General features: G+C 71.2%; 12 protein-coding genes. 6 read left to right on the forward strand and 6 right to left on the reverse strand.

Going from position 1 to position 17,809, the window contains the following annotated elements; genetic code table 11:
- Window positions 1-193: 193 nt before the first annotated feature.
- The gene (gene hisC / locus ACFYW8_RS34475) at window positions 194-1,258 is read left to right on the forward strand and encodes a histidinol-phosphate transaminase (RefSeq protein ID WP_389087199.1); all 1,065 of its coding nucleotides are present in this window, start codon (window positions 194-196) and stop codon (window positions 1,256-1,258) included.
- A gap of 135 nt (window positions 1,259-1,393) precedes the next feature.
- On the opposite strand, the gene ACFYW8_RS34480 is transcribed toward hisC, so the two are convergent.
- Window positions 1,394-1,708 (reverse strand): hypothetical protein, encoded by a 315-nt coding sequence (locus ACFYW8_RS34480; protein WP_389087204.1) that lies wholly within the window; start codon window positions 1,706-1,708, stop codon window positions 1,394-1,396.
- A 198-nt stretch (window positions 1,709-1,906) separates the two neighbouring features.
- On the opposite strand from ACFYW8_RS34480, the gene ACFYW8_RS34485 reads away from it, so the two are divergent.
- From ACFYW8_RS34485 to ACFYW8_RS34495, 3 genes are all read left to right on the forward strand, one after another.
- Window positions 1,907-3,550, forward strand: coding sequence for a PucR family transcriptional regulator (locus ACFYW8_RS34485; protein ID WP_389087209.1), 1,644 nt, complete (start codon window positions 1,907-1,909; stop codon window positions 3,548-3,550).
- A gap of 215 nt (window positions 3,551-3,765) precedes the next feature.
- Window positions 3,766-5,067: a diaminopimelate decarboxylase gene (locus ACFYW8_RS34490; RefSeq protein WP_389087214.1), complete on the forward strand. Its 1,302-nt coding sequence runs from the start codon at window positions 3,766-3,768 to the stop codon at window positions 5,065-5,067.
- A gap of 804 nt (window positions 5,068-5,871) precedes the next feature.
- Window positions 5,872-6,189, forward strand: a complete 318-nt coding sequence (locus tag ACFYW8_RS34495; RefSeq protein ID WP_389087219.1) for a hypothetical protein — start codon at window positions 5,872-5,874, stop codon at window positions 6,187-6,189.
- Between the two features lie 361 nt (window positions 6,190-6,550).
- Here ACFYW8_RS34495 and ACFYW8_RS34500 read toward each other — a convergent pair whose 3' ends face one another.
- The 4 genes from ACFYW8_RS34500 to ACFYW8_RS34515 are packed head-to-tail and all read right to left on the reverse strand — an operon-like array spanning window position 6,551 to window position 14,560.
- On the reverse strand, window positions 6,551-10,081 hold the full coding sequence (locus tag ACFYW8_RS34500; RefSeq protein WP_389087224.1) for an SAV_2336 N-terminal domain-related protein: 3,531 nt from the start codon (window positions 10,079-10,081) through the stop codon (window positions 6,551-6,553).
- Between the two features lie 2 nt (window positions 10,082-10,083).
- Window positions 10,084-11,103, reverse strand: coding sequence for an AAA family ATPase (locus ACFYW8_RS34505; protein WP_389087229.1), 1,020 nt, complete (start codon window positions 11,101-11,103; stop codon window positions 10,084-10,086).
- Window positions 11,100-13,430, reverse strand: a complete 2,331-nt coding sequence (locus ACFYW8_RS34510) for a hypothetical protein (RefSeq protein ID WP_389087233.1) — start codon at window positions 13,428-13,430, stop codon at window positions 11,100-11,102. Before ACFYW8_RS34510 ends, ACFYW8_RS34505 begins: the two co-directional genes overlap by 4 nt.
- Window positions 13,418-14,560: a hypothetical protein gene (locus tag ACFYW8_RS34515; RefSeq protein WP_389087238.1), complete on the reverse strand. Its 1,143-nt coding sequence runs from the start codon at window positions 14,558-14,560 to the stop codon at window positions 13,418-13,420. Before ACFYW8_RS34515 ends, ACFYW8_RS34510 begins: the two co-directional genes overlap by 13 nt.
- 1,012 nt (window positions 14,561-15,572) lie before the next feature.
- Here ACFYW8_RS34515 and ACFYW8_RS34520 point away from each other — a divergent pair.
- Complete coding sequence (locus ACFYW8_RS34520) at window positions 15,573-15,746, forward strand: hypothetical protein (protein ID WP_389087243.1); 174 nt, start codon at window positions 15,573-15,575, stop codon at window positions 15,744-15,746.
- 26 nt (window positions 15,747-15,772) lie between these two features.
- A complete protein-coding gene (locus ACFYW8_RS34525) occupies window positions 15,773-16,162 on the forward strand; it encodes a hypothetical protein (protein WP_389087247.1) in 390 nt (129 codons plus the stop codon).
- A gap of 280 nt (window positions 16,163-16,442) precedes the next feature.
- Here the strand turns inward: ACFYW8_RS34525 and ACFYW8_RS34530 are convergent, their stop codons facing one another.
- Window positions 16,443-17,645, reverse strand: coding sequence for a helix-turn-helix domain-containing protein (locus ACFYW8_RS34530; RefSeq protein WP_389087252.1), 1,203 nt, complete (start codon window positions 17,643-17,645; stop codon window positions 16,443-16,445).
- Window positions 17,646-17,809 lie beyond the last annotated feature (164 nt).

The following is a 17,809-nucleotide window of genomic DNA, read 5'->3' on the forward strand; positions in this document are numbered from 1 at the left end:
GTGGCGGGGGCCGGCGGGGGGGGGGGGGGGCCCCGCCCCCCCCGGGGGGGGGGGCCCCCCCCCGGGCGGGGGGCCGGGGGGGGGCGGGGGGCCGGGCCCCCCCCCGCGCCCCCCGCCGCGCCCCCCGAACCCCCAAGCCCCCGACCGCCAACACCCCCCGCACGAGCGCCCGCCCCCCGACCAGGAAGCCCCGATGCCCACACCAGCCCCCCGCCTGCGCGCCGACGTCTCCGGACTGCCCCGCTACGTCCCCGGCCGACCCGCCCCCAGCGACCTGGTGGACAAGCTGTCGTCGAACGAGAACCCCTACCCTCCGCTGCCGTCGGTCCTCGCCGCCATGCGCGAGGAACTGGGACGCGTCAACCGCTACCCCGACCCGGCGAGCAGCGAACTGGTCACGGACCTGTCCGCAGCCCTCGCCGTGCCCCCCGAACACCTCGTACCCGGCACCGGATCCCTCGGGGTCACCAAGGACCTGCTGCGCGCCGCGGCCGGCGAAGGCGACGAAGTGGTGTTCGCCTGGCGCTCGTTCGAGGCCTACCCGAAGCTCATCTGGGCCACCGGCGCAACTCCCGTACCGATCCCGCTGCGTGACGAGCGGCACGACCTGCGGGCCATGGCCGACGCCGTGACGGACCGCACCCGCCTGGTCTTCGTCTGCAACCCCAACAACCCGACCGGCACGGCCGTGCACCGCACCGAGCTCGAGCACTTCCTCGACCGGGTCCCCGGCCACGTGCTGGTGGTCCTCGACGAGGCGTACCGCGAGTTCGTCGACGACACCGATGTACCCGACGGCATCGCGTGCTACCGCGACCGCCCCAACGTCGCCGTCCTGCGCACCTTCTCCAAGGCCTACGGGCTGGCACGACTGCGCGTCGGCTACGCCGTCGCCCATCCGCCGGTCGCGGCCGCACTGCGGGCCTGCGCCGTACCCTTCGGCGTCAACGGACTCGCCCAGGCCGCCGCGCGGGCCTGCCTGAACGCGGAACCCGAACTCCTGGAACGGGTACAGACCCTGATGAACGAACGGGCCAAGGTCACCCGTGCCCTGCGCGACGCCGGCTGGAACGTCCCCGACAGCCAGGCCAACTTCGTCTGGCTGCGCACGGGCCCGCACACACCCGCGTTCGCCGACGCCTGCGAGGCGGCGGGAGTCATGGTGCGCCCCTTCGGCGACGAGGGAACACGGATCACCATCGGCACCCCCGAGGAGAACGACCGGCTGCTGAAGATCGCGGGCGACTGGCGGCCGTGAGGTCCCCGCCGCGCACCCCGCGTCCCCCAGGACAGCCCCCGCGTCCCGCAGACGGAGCCTGTCCGGGGCGGCGGACGGACGCGGCCGGCTCCTGACGCAGGCACCGGGCACGTCCCCAGGATCACCCGGGGCGCTTCAGCCTTCCAGGACCTGCGCCACCGCGTCCCGCGCGGCACGGTACGTCCGGGGCCGCTGCGGCGCCAGCCGCCCGACCGCGTTCTCCAGCCACCGCGGATCGCCGAGCCGCTGTGCTGCACCGGCCCTGGAGGCCTGGCCGAACAGCTCGACCACCAGCAGCGTCTCGCTGACGGTGTAACGCCGCACGTGATGGCTGAACCGTGCCGTCCAGTCCTCGTAAGGGTGCCGCAGGACCGCCGTCAGGCAGGAGTCGGTGCCGCCTCCCGCCGGGGTGAGGCAGGACAGCACGCGGGCGACCCTGGAACTGGCCATACGACTGGTCGTGACCCGCATCTCCAGGTGAGACCACGCGGCCGGCCCGGCACCGGCAGCACAGGCCGGACCGGGACCCACTTCGCGTCCCTCATACCCGAGGGGCACCAGCAGGAACATTCCGGGACGTCTCGCGTCATTCCCCTGACTCCTCCTACACTCACCGTCACGCGACGTGCCGACGTGACGGGGGCCCAGATGGTGCTGAACACAATCGTCGAGCAGGGGGACGCCGCCGTGTCGGGGCCGACGATGGAAAGGCTGCTGTCGGTCATGGGGGCCGGTGCGCTCGAACCGTGCACGACACAGCGCGGTCTGGAGGCCGTGGTCGAGGGGGTCACGATGCTGGACCCGCTGGAACCCGGGCTGTTACGGGGGCAGATGCTGCTCGCGGTGGGCATCGACCCGGGGTCGGCCGCCGCCGTCGACGTCGTGCTCGACGCCGCCGGCGCGGCCGCGGCCGCGGTGGTCTTCGGGCAGGGAAGGTCGGGCCGGCCCGCGGACGCGCTGCGGGCGGCGGCCGAGGACGCCGGTATGGCGGTGCTCTTCCGGACGGCGTGGTGCGGCTGGACCGAGCTGGTCGGGATGCTGCGGGCCGCTCTGGTCCTGTCCGGGGTCCCCGCCGATCCGGCGGTGGCACCGGGCGACCTGAACGGACTGGCCGACGCGGTGGCACTCCTGGTCGGCGGCGCGGTCACGATCGAGGACGTGGAGTCCCGGGTCCTGGCGTACTCGTCCACGAAGGAGGACGTGGACGAGCTGCGGCGGCTGACGATCCTCGGCCGCCGGGTGCCGGAGTGGCGCGTCGCCGCCATGCGGGAAGCCGGCTTCTTCCGGGCGCTGTGGGGTTCGGGGGATGTCATCCACCGGCCGGCACACGGAGAGAACCCCGAACGCCTGGTGATGGCGGTCCGGGCAGGCGGAGAGATCCTCGGCTCGATCTGGGTGGCGGCCGCGGGCGGCGACCTCCCCTCGCACGCCTGCGACACGCTGCGCTCGGCAGCGCGGGTGGCCGCCGCACACCTGCTCCACCACCGCTCGCACCGCACGCACGCCCGGCTGGTCCAGGACGCGGCCCGTGCGCTGCTCGACGGGCGGGGACCGGCCGGTGTGCTGAGCGAACTCACCAGCATCCCGGCACACGGGCACTGCGCCGCCCTGGCGGTGCGCCCCGGAGCCTCCTGCACAGCAGAGGGAGCCGGAAGGCTGCACGCCCTGCTGGCGGTGTGCTGCGGTGCCGGCGACCTCATGCCGGTGGTGGTACCGGCCGGCCAGGGCGCCCTGGTCCTGGTGGGCGCACTGCACCAGGACCGGCGGCGGGCCGCCGAACAGCTCGCGCGTCTGGGGAAGTCACTGGCGGTGCAAGTGGCGGACGCGTCCGGACCGGAAGCGCGAATAGGTCTGGGCACAGTCGTCGAAAACCTGGCGGACCTGCCCGCGTCCCGCCGGTCGGCGGACCTGGCCCTGCGAGCCCTGCTCTCGCCGGGCCAGCACCGTACCGTCGCCTGCGCCGACGAGGTGGCCGAGACGATCGCCCTGAACCAGATGCTGGACACGCTGACAGGACCGGCCCCGGCACCGCAGACACCGGTGGCACGCCTGGTGGCCCTCGACGCAGGGCAAGGCGCAGGCACCATGGTGCAGACCCTGCGGGCGTACCTCGACCACTTCGGTCACGTGCCGGACACCGCCCGGGCGCTGGGCGTGCACGCGAACAGCCTGCGCCACCGGATCAACAGGCTCACCGAACTCTCCGGACTCGACCTCCGCAACCCCGACGCCCGCCTCCTCGCCCAACTGCAACTGCGCCTCCTCGAGCGCGGTGGCGGCCGCGAAGCATGAGCACGTGAGCGTCCGCCACGAAGAAAGGGCGCCTTCTTCGTGCCCGAGTCCAAAGGAGGCCACCGGGGGCCCGCGGTTTCGCTCCACGGTGAGAACGCAGCGGCCGAACACCGGGACTTGCGACGAAGACACCCGCACCGCTGCGACGAGAGGCTGGTGGTCCGCCCCACGGCCAACCGCGGGGCGCCGAGACCCCGGCTCAGGGAGGACGCAGCATGAACGGTTCGGACAAGGCCGGCCGGCGTGAACGGATTCTGCGGGCAGCAGTACAGGAAAGACTCCTGGAACCCGAGACGGCCCTGCTGGCCGGGTTCGTCGACCTCGACGGCGTCGGTGAGACCGTCACGTCCCTGCACCGGGCGTTCCGCGACTTCCCCCAGGTCCTGCACGCGTTCGCGGCCAAGGCGAACTGCCTGGTTCCCGTACTCGAGGAACTGCGCCGAAACGGCATGGGCTGCGAGGTCGCCAGCGCCGGCGAACTCGCCCAGGCCCTGGAGGCGGGATTCGAACCCGAACACATCGTGTTCGACTCCCCGGCCAAGACCCGGGCCGAACTCGACCGGGCGCTGAGCCTGGGAATCGCCGTGAACGCGGACAGCTTCCAGGAACTCTCACGGCTGGACGAGATCCTGGCGACCCGCCGTTCCCGTTCGCGGATCGGCGTGCGCGTCAACCCCCAGATCGGCGGCGGTTCCATCACCGCCATGAGCACGGCCACCACGACCTCGAAGTTCGGCATCCCCCTTCAGGACGAGGGCAACCGGCAACGACTGCTGCGGACGTACCAGGACCGTCCCTGGCTCACCTGGGTGCACACGCACATCGGCTCCCAGGGCTGCCCCCCGGACCTGATCGCCCAGGGCATCGCGAAAGCCGTGGACTTCGCCGAGGAGATCAACACCCGCCTCGGCCGCCGGCAGGTCACCGGCATCGACATCGGGGGAGGACTGCCGGTCAATTTCGACACCGACGAGACGACGCCCGGCTTCGACACCTACGTCGGCCACCTGCGCGAACACGCACCGGCCCTGTTCTCGGGCACCTACGAGATCGTCACCGAGTTCGGCCGCTCCGTACTGGCCAAGAACGGGTTCACCGCCGCGTACGTCGAGTACACCAAGACCGCCGGCGGGCGCCCCGTCGCCATCACCCACGCGGGCGCACAGGTTGCCACGCGGACGGTGTTCGCCCCCGACGCATGGCCCCTGCGGATCGAGGCCCACGACCCCGACGGCCGGGCCAAGCACGGCCCGCCGGTGCCGCAGGACATCGCCGGCCCGTGCTGCTTCGCAGGGGACCTGCTGGCACGCGACCGTGCGCTGCCCCTCCTCGACGCCGGCGACCTCGTCGTCGTCCCGGACACCGGCGCCTACTACTTCTCCACGCCCTTCCACTACAACAGCCTGCCCGAACCCGCCGTGCACGGAGCCCGCATCGATGCCGGCGGACAGGTCACCTTCCAGCTGCTCCGTCCCGCGCAGGCCGGCCACCTGATGCCGGCCCTTGCCGGCCGGTGACACCTGCCCGCCCGTCCGGCTCCACCACAGCGCCGGCCGCAGCCACCCGGGCCGGCGGGGCCCCGAGCGAGCACGCCCGGCTGCCCGAAGAAGACCACAACGCCGAGGAAGGGAAGGTGCAACCGCCATGACAGTACGGTGCGCCCGCACAGGGTGCCCCAGGAGGAAAGCGACACCCCCGGGCCAATGGGAGGTCCTCGGACGAAGGCTGTCCGACACGAGGGTGCACTGCGGCCGGGCGACATGTGATGTCGCGCGGTGGGTCCTGCGACGGCGGCGCATCGCAGCCACCCAGTTCCTGCGGGGCGCGTGTTACGGGGCCGGCACAGCCGCAGTGGGTGTGCTGGCGGTGTGGCTGCGGACTCGCTGAGGACTTCGGGCCGGTCGGCGGCCCTGCCGGGCAGCAACGTCAGCCCCACCGCCGAGTGCACGGCACCCGGAGCGCACAACACCGCATCCGCCGGCCCGCACAGCTCATCGCCCCGCACGGTCAGACACGCGTACACCTCGTTCCGGAAGCGTGACGCCTCCGCGAACGCCTCCCGGAACAGCTTCGGGCAGCAGACTCACCCTGACGGCCTTCGCCTGGTCACGTGCCCCTCGGCCACAGCACATGACCAGGCGAAGGCCGCCTCGGCGTGGTGGCGAACGCCCAGGCGAGAGGCATAGTTCGAGGAGCGTTCCGGCACCGGATGTCTGAGACACGGACGCTGGAGGGATTGCCGCTGGAGGCGGACCGGGCGAGGGCCGGTAAGGTGGCGCCCTTCGGGCAGCTCAGCTCCCGGAGTCCTAGAGGCGACCGCCATGAATCTGCGCCCCACGACTGCTCGTTCCGATGCCGCGGTACACAAGGTGTGGCAGCTTCCCACTGCCGACGCCGTACGCGGGTATCGAGCCCTTTGGTGGAGCGCCGGGCCTGCCGGGCAGCTCGCGGTCCTGTTGGTCCACCGGCGACACCTTCATCGCGCCCGCTACGCCAAGGGGTGGATCGGGTGGAGGCCGGAAGCCCCGTTCACCGGTGAGTTGGTCACCGTCACGGAGCAGGAGGAGCGGCGCATCTTGGTGAAGGACATCCGGATGCGGCCCAGCCACTTGGCGCTGCTCCCGGATTCCTGCTGGTGAGCGGCCGCACCTTCCGGAACGGGACCGAAGGCCCCTGGACGTCCAACGCGGTGGTGTTCTCCCCATCGGGCACACCTGAAGCCGAGTTCTGCGTCGGCGACGACATCCCCGCCCTCGTCACTGACGTCCACGGAGCCATCTGGGCGGCGTACGGAGACGAAGGCATCTACGGCGGCCACCCTGAATCGGCTGCGGGCCTCGCCGGCTGGAACACCGAGGGCCAGGCGATCTGGACTCCCGAAGGACGGCTCACGCCTGCGCGTTTCGCGAAGAATTCGACGGCGGGATTCCGCGGTTCTGCGCCCGCGTGCCAGTTCGCGAAGACCCCGCCGTCGGGGACGGGCAGGCGTTGTGGCGAGGTCTATGGGCGACGTGGCCGGCGGACCGGGTTGCGGGCGAGGGCGATCTGGCCGGTGTCGTTGTGAGTCGTGAGCGTCGGCGGCGGGAAGTCCCCCCTGAAGCGGCGTCGCAGCTCCTCGTACAGCTCACGCACGGAGATCGCCTCCGATCCCTTGGCCACGCCGTTGCGCAGGACGTCGATCAGATCGCCGGTGAACGCTGTGTACTTGTTTCCCGGCGGAGCCACCGCGAGCTGGTGCGACGCGGCCAGGATCGTGACATCACCGTCCGGCACGACGTTGAAGACCCCGGGCAGAGCGTGGCGCCCGGCGTGACCGCTGTAGCAGCAGTCCAGGATGACGATCTTGTGCCGGGCCGCACTGTGCTGGACCAGTGCGCGGATGTGGTCGAGCGGCACGGCATTGACGGGCGCGTTCGCACGGGTGGAGCGAAGCGCCAGGCTCAGCTCTCCCGACACCGAGTCGTACAGGCCATGTCCGGCGTAGTACACCAGCAGGGTGTCGTCGGCCGAGGCCGCCGCGTGCTGGACGACATCCAGGATCTCTGACGCGGTCTCCGGATTCTCCACCACCATGACGCGCTCGCCAAAGAACGCTCCGTCCGACGGATGGCTGAGCAGCAGCGCCAGGTCGCGGAGTCCGGCGTGCACCTGGGGCAGGTCGGTCAGCTCTGTGTAGAGACCGGTACCGACCAGGACCGCGTTCGAGCGTTCCGGATCGGGGAGTCTCGAGGACCGTGTCTGCAGCCACGCCCAACTTTCGAAGCCCTTGTGCTCCACCCGTACGCGCCGGAAGCGGCCGTGGAACCCGGGTACGTCCTCGTACAGCAGGTCCGACACGATGAGCGTGTAGTCGGCCTTGGGCCCCCTCAGGACAGCCGAATCGGCCAGGCGGGCGGAGCTGAGCACGGCATCTCCTGCGGCACCGTGCTCCTCCATGGTGACGACGCCGATGTCCATGGCGACCCTCACGCGCATGGCGTTTCCCTGCGCACGGGCGTGCCGCAGCGCCTGGGCGAGGCCATCGACGAAGCCGGGGATGGCCCTTGGCGCGTCCGCTCCGGGGGGCAACAGGACGAGGGCGCCGTCGCCACGGTCCTGGCGCACCCACGCGTGGCGGGAGACCCCGGCCATCCGCACCGCGTGGTCGAGGATGTCGCGCAGCGCCTCCTGCTTCCTGCGCTGGGTGGTCCGGCCCATCTTCGCGTATCCGACGATGTCGACGACGATGCAGGCCCTGCGGGATCCTGGCAGGGTCTGCAGGCTCGTCGCGGCACCAGTCTGCAGGCGCAGTCCGACGACCGGCAGGTCCGGCCAGACGGCCACGCACTTGTCGAGCGGGGCCGCTCCGTCCGGCTTCTCGTCGTCGTCCACGACGACCAGGAAGCTTGCCGTGGCGGAATCATCCGCGGCTACGAATTGCGCGGCCTGCGTCTTCAACGGCCAGGAGAAAGGGGATCCGGTCCGCTTGATCTCCACAGGGCAGTACCGGTCGTCGACGCGCCAGAGCAGGTCGGGCCGGCGAGTCCGTCCTGGCCGGCGCTCACCGCGCAGGTGGAGGCCCCGCTCGTCCAGGTACCGCGTCAGATCCTCGGCGATCTGTGCCTCGCTCATCCGCGCCGCAGCGGGCCGGCTGTGGACGTACATGACCAGATGCAGGAGCAGCAGGTCGGCATACTGCGGGACACCGCGCACGCGGGAGAACGTGTTCCTGACCTCCACGGGGCACAGCGGCAGCAACGCATCGAGGTATTGCTTCCGCAGCCGGGGCCGTACGTCGGCGGGCGGTTCGCCTCTCGCCCCGGCGACGGAGTCCACGAGGTCCATCACGTGGTCCCAGCGGGGAAGAGCCTCCTCGATCTGAACACCCACTGCCCCGCAGAGCAGCCGCAACGATGCGTCCAGCCCCTCGGTCGCCACCCAGGTGAACTCCTTTGCCGGCGGCGTTCGTGCGGCCGTCGTCTCCTCGTCCGTCGGCGAAAGGGCCACCACGTCGGCAGACGCCCCGGCCACTCCCAGCCGTGCCTGCAACGCTGACCCCAGATAGGCGAACGGTGCGGTCGACCCCGGTGCGTTCTCGTCCCGGAGCCAGGCCGGGAAGTCCGAGGAGTGGCCGATCAGGGCCTCCATGCGTTCGCCCACCCGGCGGCCGCAGGCGAGGAGTTCGGCGGTGGGGACGGCGTCCAGAAGGAGGTCCTTGGCCTCCGGGGTGAAGTCGAACAGGCGGTGGCGGCCCGTTGAGCGGTCGGCCGATGGCAGAGGCTGGAGCAGGCCGCCGAGGAAGACCTCAGCCAGGGGGACGGGGCCCTGGCGCTGGTCCAGGCAGGAGTGGACCAGCTGCATCACGGGCACGGTGATCGGAGCCATCGCCGCCAAGTGCGCGGCCAGGCGCAGGGCCTCGGAGGAGGCGGCGCGCGCGAAGTCCCGGACGGACACGGGGAGCGTGGCAAGGCCGGCGGGCGTCCTGGGCCGGTCGGGAGCCCAGAGGCTGACCGGGATCGGCCGAGCGACGATCGTGTTCACCGCGGCCCAGGCAGCGAGTCCGGCCGGGGTGAGTTCCAAGACGGGTACCGGAACGGGCGGGGGCGGTGCAACGGCCGGCGGAAGCACCTGATCGGTCACCGTCCAGGTGGTGTTCGCCGCGCCCGGGCGCGGGGACATCACCTGCCAGGTGTCCGCCCGGACTCCGGAGCCTGCCCACAGGCGGCGGGGAAGTGTGTGGAGCACGGCGGTGGGGCCGCAGCGAGCCCAGCCTTCGAGCACCGGGCGCAGCCGGCCGTCGCGCCATGCGATGGCCGTGCCGTCGGTGACCACCAGCACCATGGTTCGGCCCGATACGTCCGCCACCGAATCCGCCGGCCGGGTCGCCTGCGCGGTGCTCCAGGGGCGCCCGAGGCGGACTTCGGTGCCGTAGTGGATCTGATGGGTTTCCACCTGACGGAAGGCGCCGCTGCGTTCGAAAAGGCCCTTGAGATCGGCGCACTGCCGCTGCCACAGGGGCATGGACACCCCGCCGTCGATGACCAGGACCAGCCGCAGCCATCGCTCCGGCCGGGCGCGCAGCACCAGCTGGGGGGTGCGGGTGTCAGCCTGGAGGGCGGCGGTGGCCGCTTCGTCGAGTTCGCTGAGGCGGCGGCTCGGTACGCGCCGCTTCAACGGGCGCAGGGCCCTGTCCAGGAGCAGGGTCGGGCCGAGAGAACGGACACCGGGGGTCCACAGGGCTCCCCCCGGCAGTTCGACGGCCGACGGCCCGGAGACGACGGCCAGATGAGGGGCGGTGTGGGGGCGAGGGGTGCCTTCCTCAGGATTTCCCCGACCCGGGCCGGGGGCGGAGCCGGGAGCTGCTGGTGAGTTGGGGACGGTGGCGTCGAGATCCGGGGACGAGGGGAGCGCGGTGTCCGGGGCGTGCCCCGCCAGGGGCGCTGCCGGGCCCGAGGGGACACGTGGCGCGAGCCACAGGACGTCGAGGAGTTCCCCCTGTTCCATGGGCAGCCCGCCGCCCGTTTCGAGAACGTCCCGCAGCTCCCCGAACATCCTCAGCCGTCCGCGTTGAGCCGGTGCAGGACGGTTTTCAGCAGGCCGTCGGCGTCCAGCCGGACTCCTCCCCGGCGTAGGAACACGGCGTTGAGGAGTTGGTCGGTGGCCAGTTCTCCGACGGTGCGCCGGGCCAGGAACGCCATGACCAGGTCGCCGGCGTCGGCGAGGGCCTCCGGGCCGAGGTGGCCCTCGACGATCTCGCGCAGGCGGGCCTCGTCCGGGTCGCCCAGGTGCAGGGGGAGGCAACGGCGACGGAACGCAGGAGGGAAGTCGCGTTCGCCGTTGCTGGTGATGACGACGAGCGGGAACTCGGTGCAGCGCACCATCCCGCGCCGCACCTTCGCCAGCTGGTGCGGGTCGGCGGTCAGGACGTCGACCTCGGCCTGGTCCTCGGGCAGCCTGGACAGTTCCGGGATCTCGAAGGTGCCCTCCTCGAAGACCGTCAGCAGGTCGTTCGGCAGGTCGATGTCTCCCTTGTCCAACTCATCGACGAGCAGTACCCGGGGGCGTTCCTCGGCGACGAACGCCGTGCCGACCGGGCCGAGGCGCAGGAAGGAGCCGATGCCGGGCCCGAGGTCACCTGGGCCCCGTTCGAGATTGCCTTCCTGGAGGCGGCCGATGGCGTCATAGCGGTAGAGGGCGTCCTGGAGCGTGGAACGGCTGTTGACGGGCCAGCGCAGTACGGGGCCCAGATCCAGTTCGTGGGCGATGGCCGCCGCGAGGGAGGATTTGCCGGTGCCGGGGTGGCCGGTGACGAGCAACGGCCGGCGCAGGTGGATGGCCGCGTTGACCACGTCCGTCTCCTCGCGGCCGATGACGTAATGGGCCCTGGCGCCGTTGCTCCGGGTTGTCTCGCCTTCGGTGCCGTCGTTCTCAGGGCTTGCGAAACGCCGCCAGGGCGGGGCCTGGGGGATCGGGACGGTGCGGCGTTGACCATTGCCCCGGAAGAGCTGCCAGTTTTCCTGGCCGGCGGGGGAGCCGGGTCCCTGGGGGGATTCCGTTTCGGGTTGCTGGGTCATCGACGGCTCGCCTCTTCGGAGTCGCAGGGGGCGCAAGGATCGGGAAGGTCAGAGAATCCGGAGAGTCCGGTCAGGGACAGCACCGGTGGCAAAGGGCGGTCGGCGGCCTCGAAGACCACCGCCGGGCACACAGGATGTGCCGCCGGGTTCACACACGCCCGGGCCCTGTAGTCCCGGACCCGCCAGGGCAACCCGTCCACGGCCTCCTTCGGCCGCAGCGGTTCGAAGTGGGTGTCCTGGACCTGGCCCGCCGCCCGCCGGTCCCACAGCACGACCGGGTAGCCGAGCCGCAGGGCCGCCTGCACCAGCCGGTCCCGGCCGTCCGGCCCCGCCCGCACCACGGCACGGGCCGCGCTGACGTCCGCCATCAGGGCGCCATAGCCCGCATATCCCTGGGTGTGCTCGTCGTCGAGGAAGACCACCGTGTCATTGTGCCGTCCCGCCCAACGGCTCTTGATGCCGTCCTGCCTCTGTTCCTCGCGCTCGGCGGCCAGGGGAGCGCAGCGCAGGGCGGTCGCCCACTCCACGCCCAGCAGGATGGGCAGATCGTCGCCGTCGTCGGCGCCGTTCCAGGAGTCGACAGGCAGCTGGACGGCGTCGGGCTGCAACAGAATCTCGACGACCGGGGCCTCATCGGTCACCGTGCGCAGAAGCGAGAGGGTTCGCTTTATCCGGCGCACCACGTCCCGCGGGGACAAGGCAATCACGCTCTGCTCGGCAGCTTGCACGAGGTCGCCGGCACCGGTGCCGAGCCACATGACGCAGGTGTAGCGCTCGTCGCTGTCCCCGGCCGTGGCGGGGTCGGCCGACGCAGCGTCCAGCTGGGCCACGACACGGGGCCGGCCGACCGCAGGGTCGAGAGTGTCCGCCCAGTCCAGCGCCTCGGCGCGGCGCTCGGCCAGACCGCCGTCGTCGACGCCCAGCCGACGGGCTACCCGGTCGGCCCACGCGTGGAGTTCAGCACGGACGGCGGGAAGGAGCGCTGCGAGCAGTTCGGTGAAGCGGACAACCGCGGGCACCAACTGCCTGCCCGGGTGCGCCATGCTCTGCCCGCCGGTGTGTTCCTCGAAGTGCTCCACACACGCCATGAGCTGGACCACGGCAGGGGCCTCCTGCGACTTCGGCGGCAGCCACGCCCGCTCGAACGGCTGGGCGGCCCGTACGGCCGCGATCATCTGCGCCGTCGGCGGCAGGCGAGGTGCCCGGTCGAGCGTCTCCCGCAAAGAGGCGTACTCCAAGGGGGACAGCAAGCCGGGCACGCCGTGGGTCCGGCCCAGCGACAGCAGCTGATCGGCGGCCCCCCGGTTGCGCGTGTGCACCAGCTCGACGAGGGCAGCCATGGCCCGTTCGGCCACGAGCAGGGCGTGCGCGAGCTGTTCGTCGGAAGGGCAGGCGCCCAGATGCGTGCCGGGGCAGTGGACGGCAAGGTGCTCGAGGCAGCGTGCCCGCAGGTCGCCGTCGAGCACGTCGTGCAGGGCGAGGGCGAGTTGGCTGCGGCCGGTCGAGGCCGGGAGCGGGGTCCCGGGCCACAAGAGGCGCTCCCGGGAGCCGTCCAGAGCGCGGATGTCGATGCTGACGGGGGTCTGCGAGCCGGGCGTGGCCGTCCGGACGTGAGAGAGGAGGACGTCCAGGTCCGGGTGCACATCGGCAGCGTTCGTCTCCAGCCAGTCGAGCACGGTGTGAGAGAAGACGCCGCTGCGTACGACCGGGTCGTTCTCGGCGACCTGGCCGGCGGCGGCCGCACACAGGGCGAACTGCCCGACGGGACGGCGGCGTACCGTCGGGAAGTCGGCGACTGCGGGTCCCGTCGGATGGTTGTGGTGCTCCAGGAAGGTCGCGCACGCGTCGAACAGGAGCACCTGCTGGGTGAAGCCTGGCAGATCATCGCGCTGGAGGTACTCCAGCAGGTTGGCGGTGTCGATGCAGCGTTTGTCTTTCGGAGAGGCGTCGGGACACAGCAGGAGACGCCGGTCGCCCTGGCCGAGCACACCGTGGCTGCCCCAGTAGACGTAGAGCAGATCGCCGGTGCGGTCATCGAGGTCCTGGGTGAAGGCGTCCATGAGTTCGTCCCGGGTCCAGGCCTGCTGCCAGATCAGCTCACCGGCCCTGGTGAGCGCGTCCAGCCGGGCACGGCTGTCCTCGTCGGGCGCCAGCAGCAGCCGGATGTTGACCTCGGGCACCCCGCCCTTGCGCAGCCACTTGTGAAAGCGCAGGGCGTCGTCCACGGCGCCGGGCAGATCCCAGTCGGGATGTCGGGGGTACCGTTCGACGCCGACGACCACGGCATGGACGCGCGCGGGGTCGTCGACCGCTCTCAGCCCAGCCATGTGCCGATTGCGGTCCAGACCTGGCGGTTGTCCCAGTAGGCGCTGTGCGCGAACGGGAACGGCTGGTGGTTGTCGACCTCGTGGTCGGTGGCGACGCCGGGGAAGACCTGGGCGGCACGGAAGGCGAGCAGGTCGCGGGGATCGTAGAGGTTGAGCCACCGGCGCGGGAAGTGGGCGGGCGGCTGCTGGGGGTGTTCGAGGGAGACCAGGGCGCCGGCCTCGTAGAAGAAGGGGGCCTGGGAGCCGACGGTGATCAGCTGGTCGACCCGGCCGATCTCCTCCTCCACCATGAGATCGACGCAGGCCACTCCGCCCAGGCTGTGGGCGATCACGGTGACGGCGTCGCCGGGGGTGTGGCCGACAGTACGCTTGATCAATTGGCGCAGCGCCTGGCCTCGGGCCTGGTAGCGGAGGATGTCGCCGACGGCGGGTACGAGCAGGCTGTCGTTGTGGGCGCCTCGGCGGCGCCGGGCATGCCAGGTCAGAGCACGCAGGGCGGGGGCGGCGGCAGCCTTGGCGACAGTGCCGCCCAACGTGCGCCCCTGAGTGTGCAGATCGGCGCCGAGCAGGGAGAGCAAGGCATCGCGCTGGAGGCCGTCCGGAGCGTCGGCTCCTCCGCCCACGGCGTACGCCAGCGTCGCCGCCGTCACGGCCCGGGCGAAGGCGTGCCGGTGCTCGTAGCCGCCCTCGTCCGCCGTAGCTGCCGCGTCCCGCAGCTCCGGCGACGCGGCGACCTCGCGGAGCGCGCGGTCGAGAGCGTCAGCCAGGTCGTACGCGACGAAGGCGGCACGCACCTGCGCGGAGGGGACGTAACCGGCGAGTTCGTCGAGCAGCTTCCGGGCGGGGCTCTGGCCGCGGCCCATCCCCGAGGCAGCGGCGGGGCGCAGACCAAGCAGACGCAACTCGTAACCGGGGTCCTGGTAGAGCACACCCCAGACAGCGACGTCCTCGTCATCCTTGTTTCGGCCGCCGAGGGACTCCGTGTAGCCGGGGATGCTCGCGCCGTCCAGCGCCAGCCGCGCTCCGGCCTCCCGGCCCCAGAAACAGCCTCGCACCTCGGAGCCGGGCCGCAGCCCCTCCAGCGCCGAACGCACCGTTATCAAGGTCTTGTTGTACGACTTTTCACGCACACCGGTGCCATGGACGAAAACGACTGAGCGCTGCACGTAATCCCTACCCCCGCGGACGCACGCGGCGGGGCTTCTTCCCCCGCCCTGCCCGATGCTAAACGGGGCGCGGGGCCGCGCGGAGAGAAATGGAGCAAGGCGCGGCCCCGCCGCGATGGAACCGCAACCGTCCCCGAGAGGCTCACTGTGCAGGCGAGCAGGGGCTTTCGAACTGGAGTTCCCGGCCGCGTGAATGCTGGAATTATTGGCTTGTTTCCGAAGCCCTTCCGGGATGCGAAACCCGCGTCCGACGGGACTTCCTTCCTGGGGCAGAGACCCCACCAGGGGTGGTGCCGGATCTCCCGATCCATGGAAAATTCCCAGGTCATCGCATTGATGCTGCGGCCGTGCCGAAGCGTGACCGCATCCCGCGGGTCGCTCGAGGCCCCCATCGGCCGTGACAGGGAGAACACATCGCATTCAGACAGGTGACGGTTCTTCAACAGGCTCTGCGCACGTCAGGTTCCGGTGCCGTTGTCAGTTGCAGTGGATAACTTCAAATGCATTGCTGTCCGAACTCCAGTCGACGAAATGAGCACCGGGGGTTCGCACTCGGGGAAGGACCCACCCACCCACCCGCGGGCGGGTGCCGGGGAGGGGGATGGGTGTGCCGAGGCCGCGGATGTGGTGGCAGGAGGTCGTACCGGGGGACTGGCACGTGTTCGGGATGCCCGATGACCTGGTGCGCGAGCGCTGTCTCACGCTGCCGGCGGCATTGGAGGAGCTGCCCGCCCGCGGGCCGGCGCCGACGCTGTCCGACAGTGCCGCGCAGATGAAGACCGTCGGCTACCACGACCCGCTGCCTGGGCCCGAGCCCGGAAGAAGCCCTCGCCCGCGCCGGCACCCTGCCCATGGCCTGCAGGCGGACAGCTGCGCGCGCCGTCGACCACGCCCTCTTCCGGCTCGCCGTGGACCAAGGGGTCCCACCGCGCCACGCCGGCGGCCCCGACACCGCAGCCTCCAGATCGCTGCCACAGTGCACCAGCTCCACGGCGCCGAACCGGTCGACTGGCTCCACGAAGCCGGCATCCACTACATCCAACTGCACGCCAGCGAGGCCGGAAAGTCGGTCTACGAAGCTGCGGGCTTCGTCACCGGCCGCTACCCAGGCATGGACCTGATCACGCCACCCCCGCCAGATGACGCCTGATGGAACCGATCAGGGGAAGTTCAGAGATGGGTTCTGAAGCCGGCCAGTCCACCACGGTCAACATCTGGCTCGACTCCAGAGAATCCCCCTTCACCGCGCATGAGGTGGAACAGACGTTCACCGCACCCACCGGCTTCCGCTTCACTGGCGGCGTGTCCTTCGGCTACTGCATGGTCAGCCCGCATCAGACAGGCAACCTGACCTCCACGACCACAGACGACGGCCGTACGGTCACGGTGAAGGGCGGCCTGCATCTGAACACTGACCCCGCCACCGACAGGGAACCCGTCATCTGCACCTTCACGCTCATGGCTCTCCCTGATGCCGGGCTGGGCACCCACTTTGACGGCAAGGCCCTCATCGGACCGGACGGCAGCTTCGGATCCGCCGCCATCAGCGCGACCGTGGACCGCTGAGAAGTACGGCACAGATGCACACCTGGCAGCTGTGGGCAGACCGGCACACTTACCTGCGACAGCTGCCGGGCCGTGCAACCACCCCGGCGATCGCCCTGGGGCCGACGCGGGCGGACTCCTGAACACGTCCGAGGAACCGAGAGGCAGCGCTATCCGCTCCCTCGTGGAGCGTGAGGCGCCGTCGGCCGGCGGTGGGCAGTCCACCCGCCGCCCGCCGCCCGCCGCCGGAGCGCAGCGGGCGGCAGCGGCCGTTTGGACTCGGGTGGAGCTTGCAGCGCGCCTACTTCGCCAGGGATTCGGCGACGAGTCGCCAGATCTCCGCGGCCAGGTCCATGTTGCCGCTCTGCTGCGCCTGCTCGGCGAGCTCCCGCAGCCCGGCGAGCGCCGGAGCCTGCTCGCCCTCCAGGAGCAGTACGCGGTTGCGCAGCACGTCGAGCCTGATCCGATCCTGGTACGACAGCAGGTCGTCGAAGCCGACCAGCTGGTCCAGCAGCGAGCGCGCCTCGTCCAAGTGACCGGTGACGACGGCGACACGGGCGCGCACCGCCAGCAACTGCTGCTCAACAGTCGGTGTGCCTGCGAACGGCAAGGCTGCCCGGACTTCTTCGGCGCGCTGCTGGGCGGCCTCCGTCCTCGGCGGATCGACCATGAGATCGAGCCGGGCCAAATTGAGGCGCAGGCCCATCCACACCGTCAGATCGTCCCGGCCGTCGAAGCCGCGGGCAGCCTCCTCCATCAGCTCGGTCGCGGCAGTGAGATCGCCTTGACGGGTGCGGACGTTGGCAGCGGTCCACAGGGCCTCCGCCCATCGCGGTCCCGAGCCCCCTTCCGTCAGGGTGAGCAGCTCGTCGGTATAGCCGGCGGCGTCGGGGTACCGTCCGGCCTCGCCCAGCGCCGACACCAGGGCAAGCAGCGTTGAGATCTGCACGCGGGCCGGCAGTCGCTCGTTCTTCGCCAGCTCGTGGGCGCGCGTCGCGGTGTCGACGGCGCCGGCGATCTCACCGGTGGCGCGCATACACCGGGCCAGCTCGGCCAGCGCCCTGGCCTGCAGCTCGGGCAGCCCGATCTGCGCGCTGAGCGCGGCCAGTTCGTCGAGGCCCGCCCGCTGTTCGGCGTACTCATGCCGCCGCCGACGCCAGTCGGCGACTTGCCAGAGTGCCTGCCAGCGCAGCAGCGGATCCTCGCCACCCGAGGCCTTCAGCGCTTCGCTGAGTGTCTCGCCGGTTTCGTCCCGGCCCAGTCCGGTGACCAGCGTCAGGCTCCGCGCCAGCGAGGTTGCCGTGGATTCGGTGAGTTCGGCGGGGCTGATGCCCAGCTGTGCGGCCAGATGTGCGACGGCCCGCTCGGTGGGCTGACGCGCACCGGACTCCAGCCGGGACAGGTATCCCGCGGACATGCCCTCGCCCGCGAGCGCGGTGAGCGTCAAGCCGCGCTCGGTCCTCAGTTGCCTGAGCCGGCGGCCGAAGACTGGCTGCTCGAGCATGTCCGAACTCCTGGTCAGCGGTGACGTCTTCCGACGTCCGGAGGGGTGCGTCACGCGCGAGCCTAACTCATTTGCCCACATCGAGGCAATCTATTGCCGTTCCAGGATTGAACATCTCGCACGTTTGGCAATTATTGTTGGCAACTACTTGCCAAGGTTGAGGC

Origin of the sequence: Streptomyces sp. NPDC002742, from assembly GCF_042888885.1 — a bacterium.
In the GTDB taxonomy this organism is placed as follows: Bacteria; Actinomycetota; Actinomycetes; order Streptomycetales; family Streptomycetaceae; genus Streptomyces.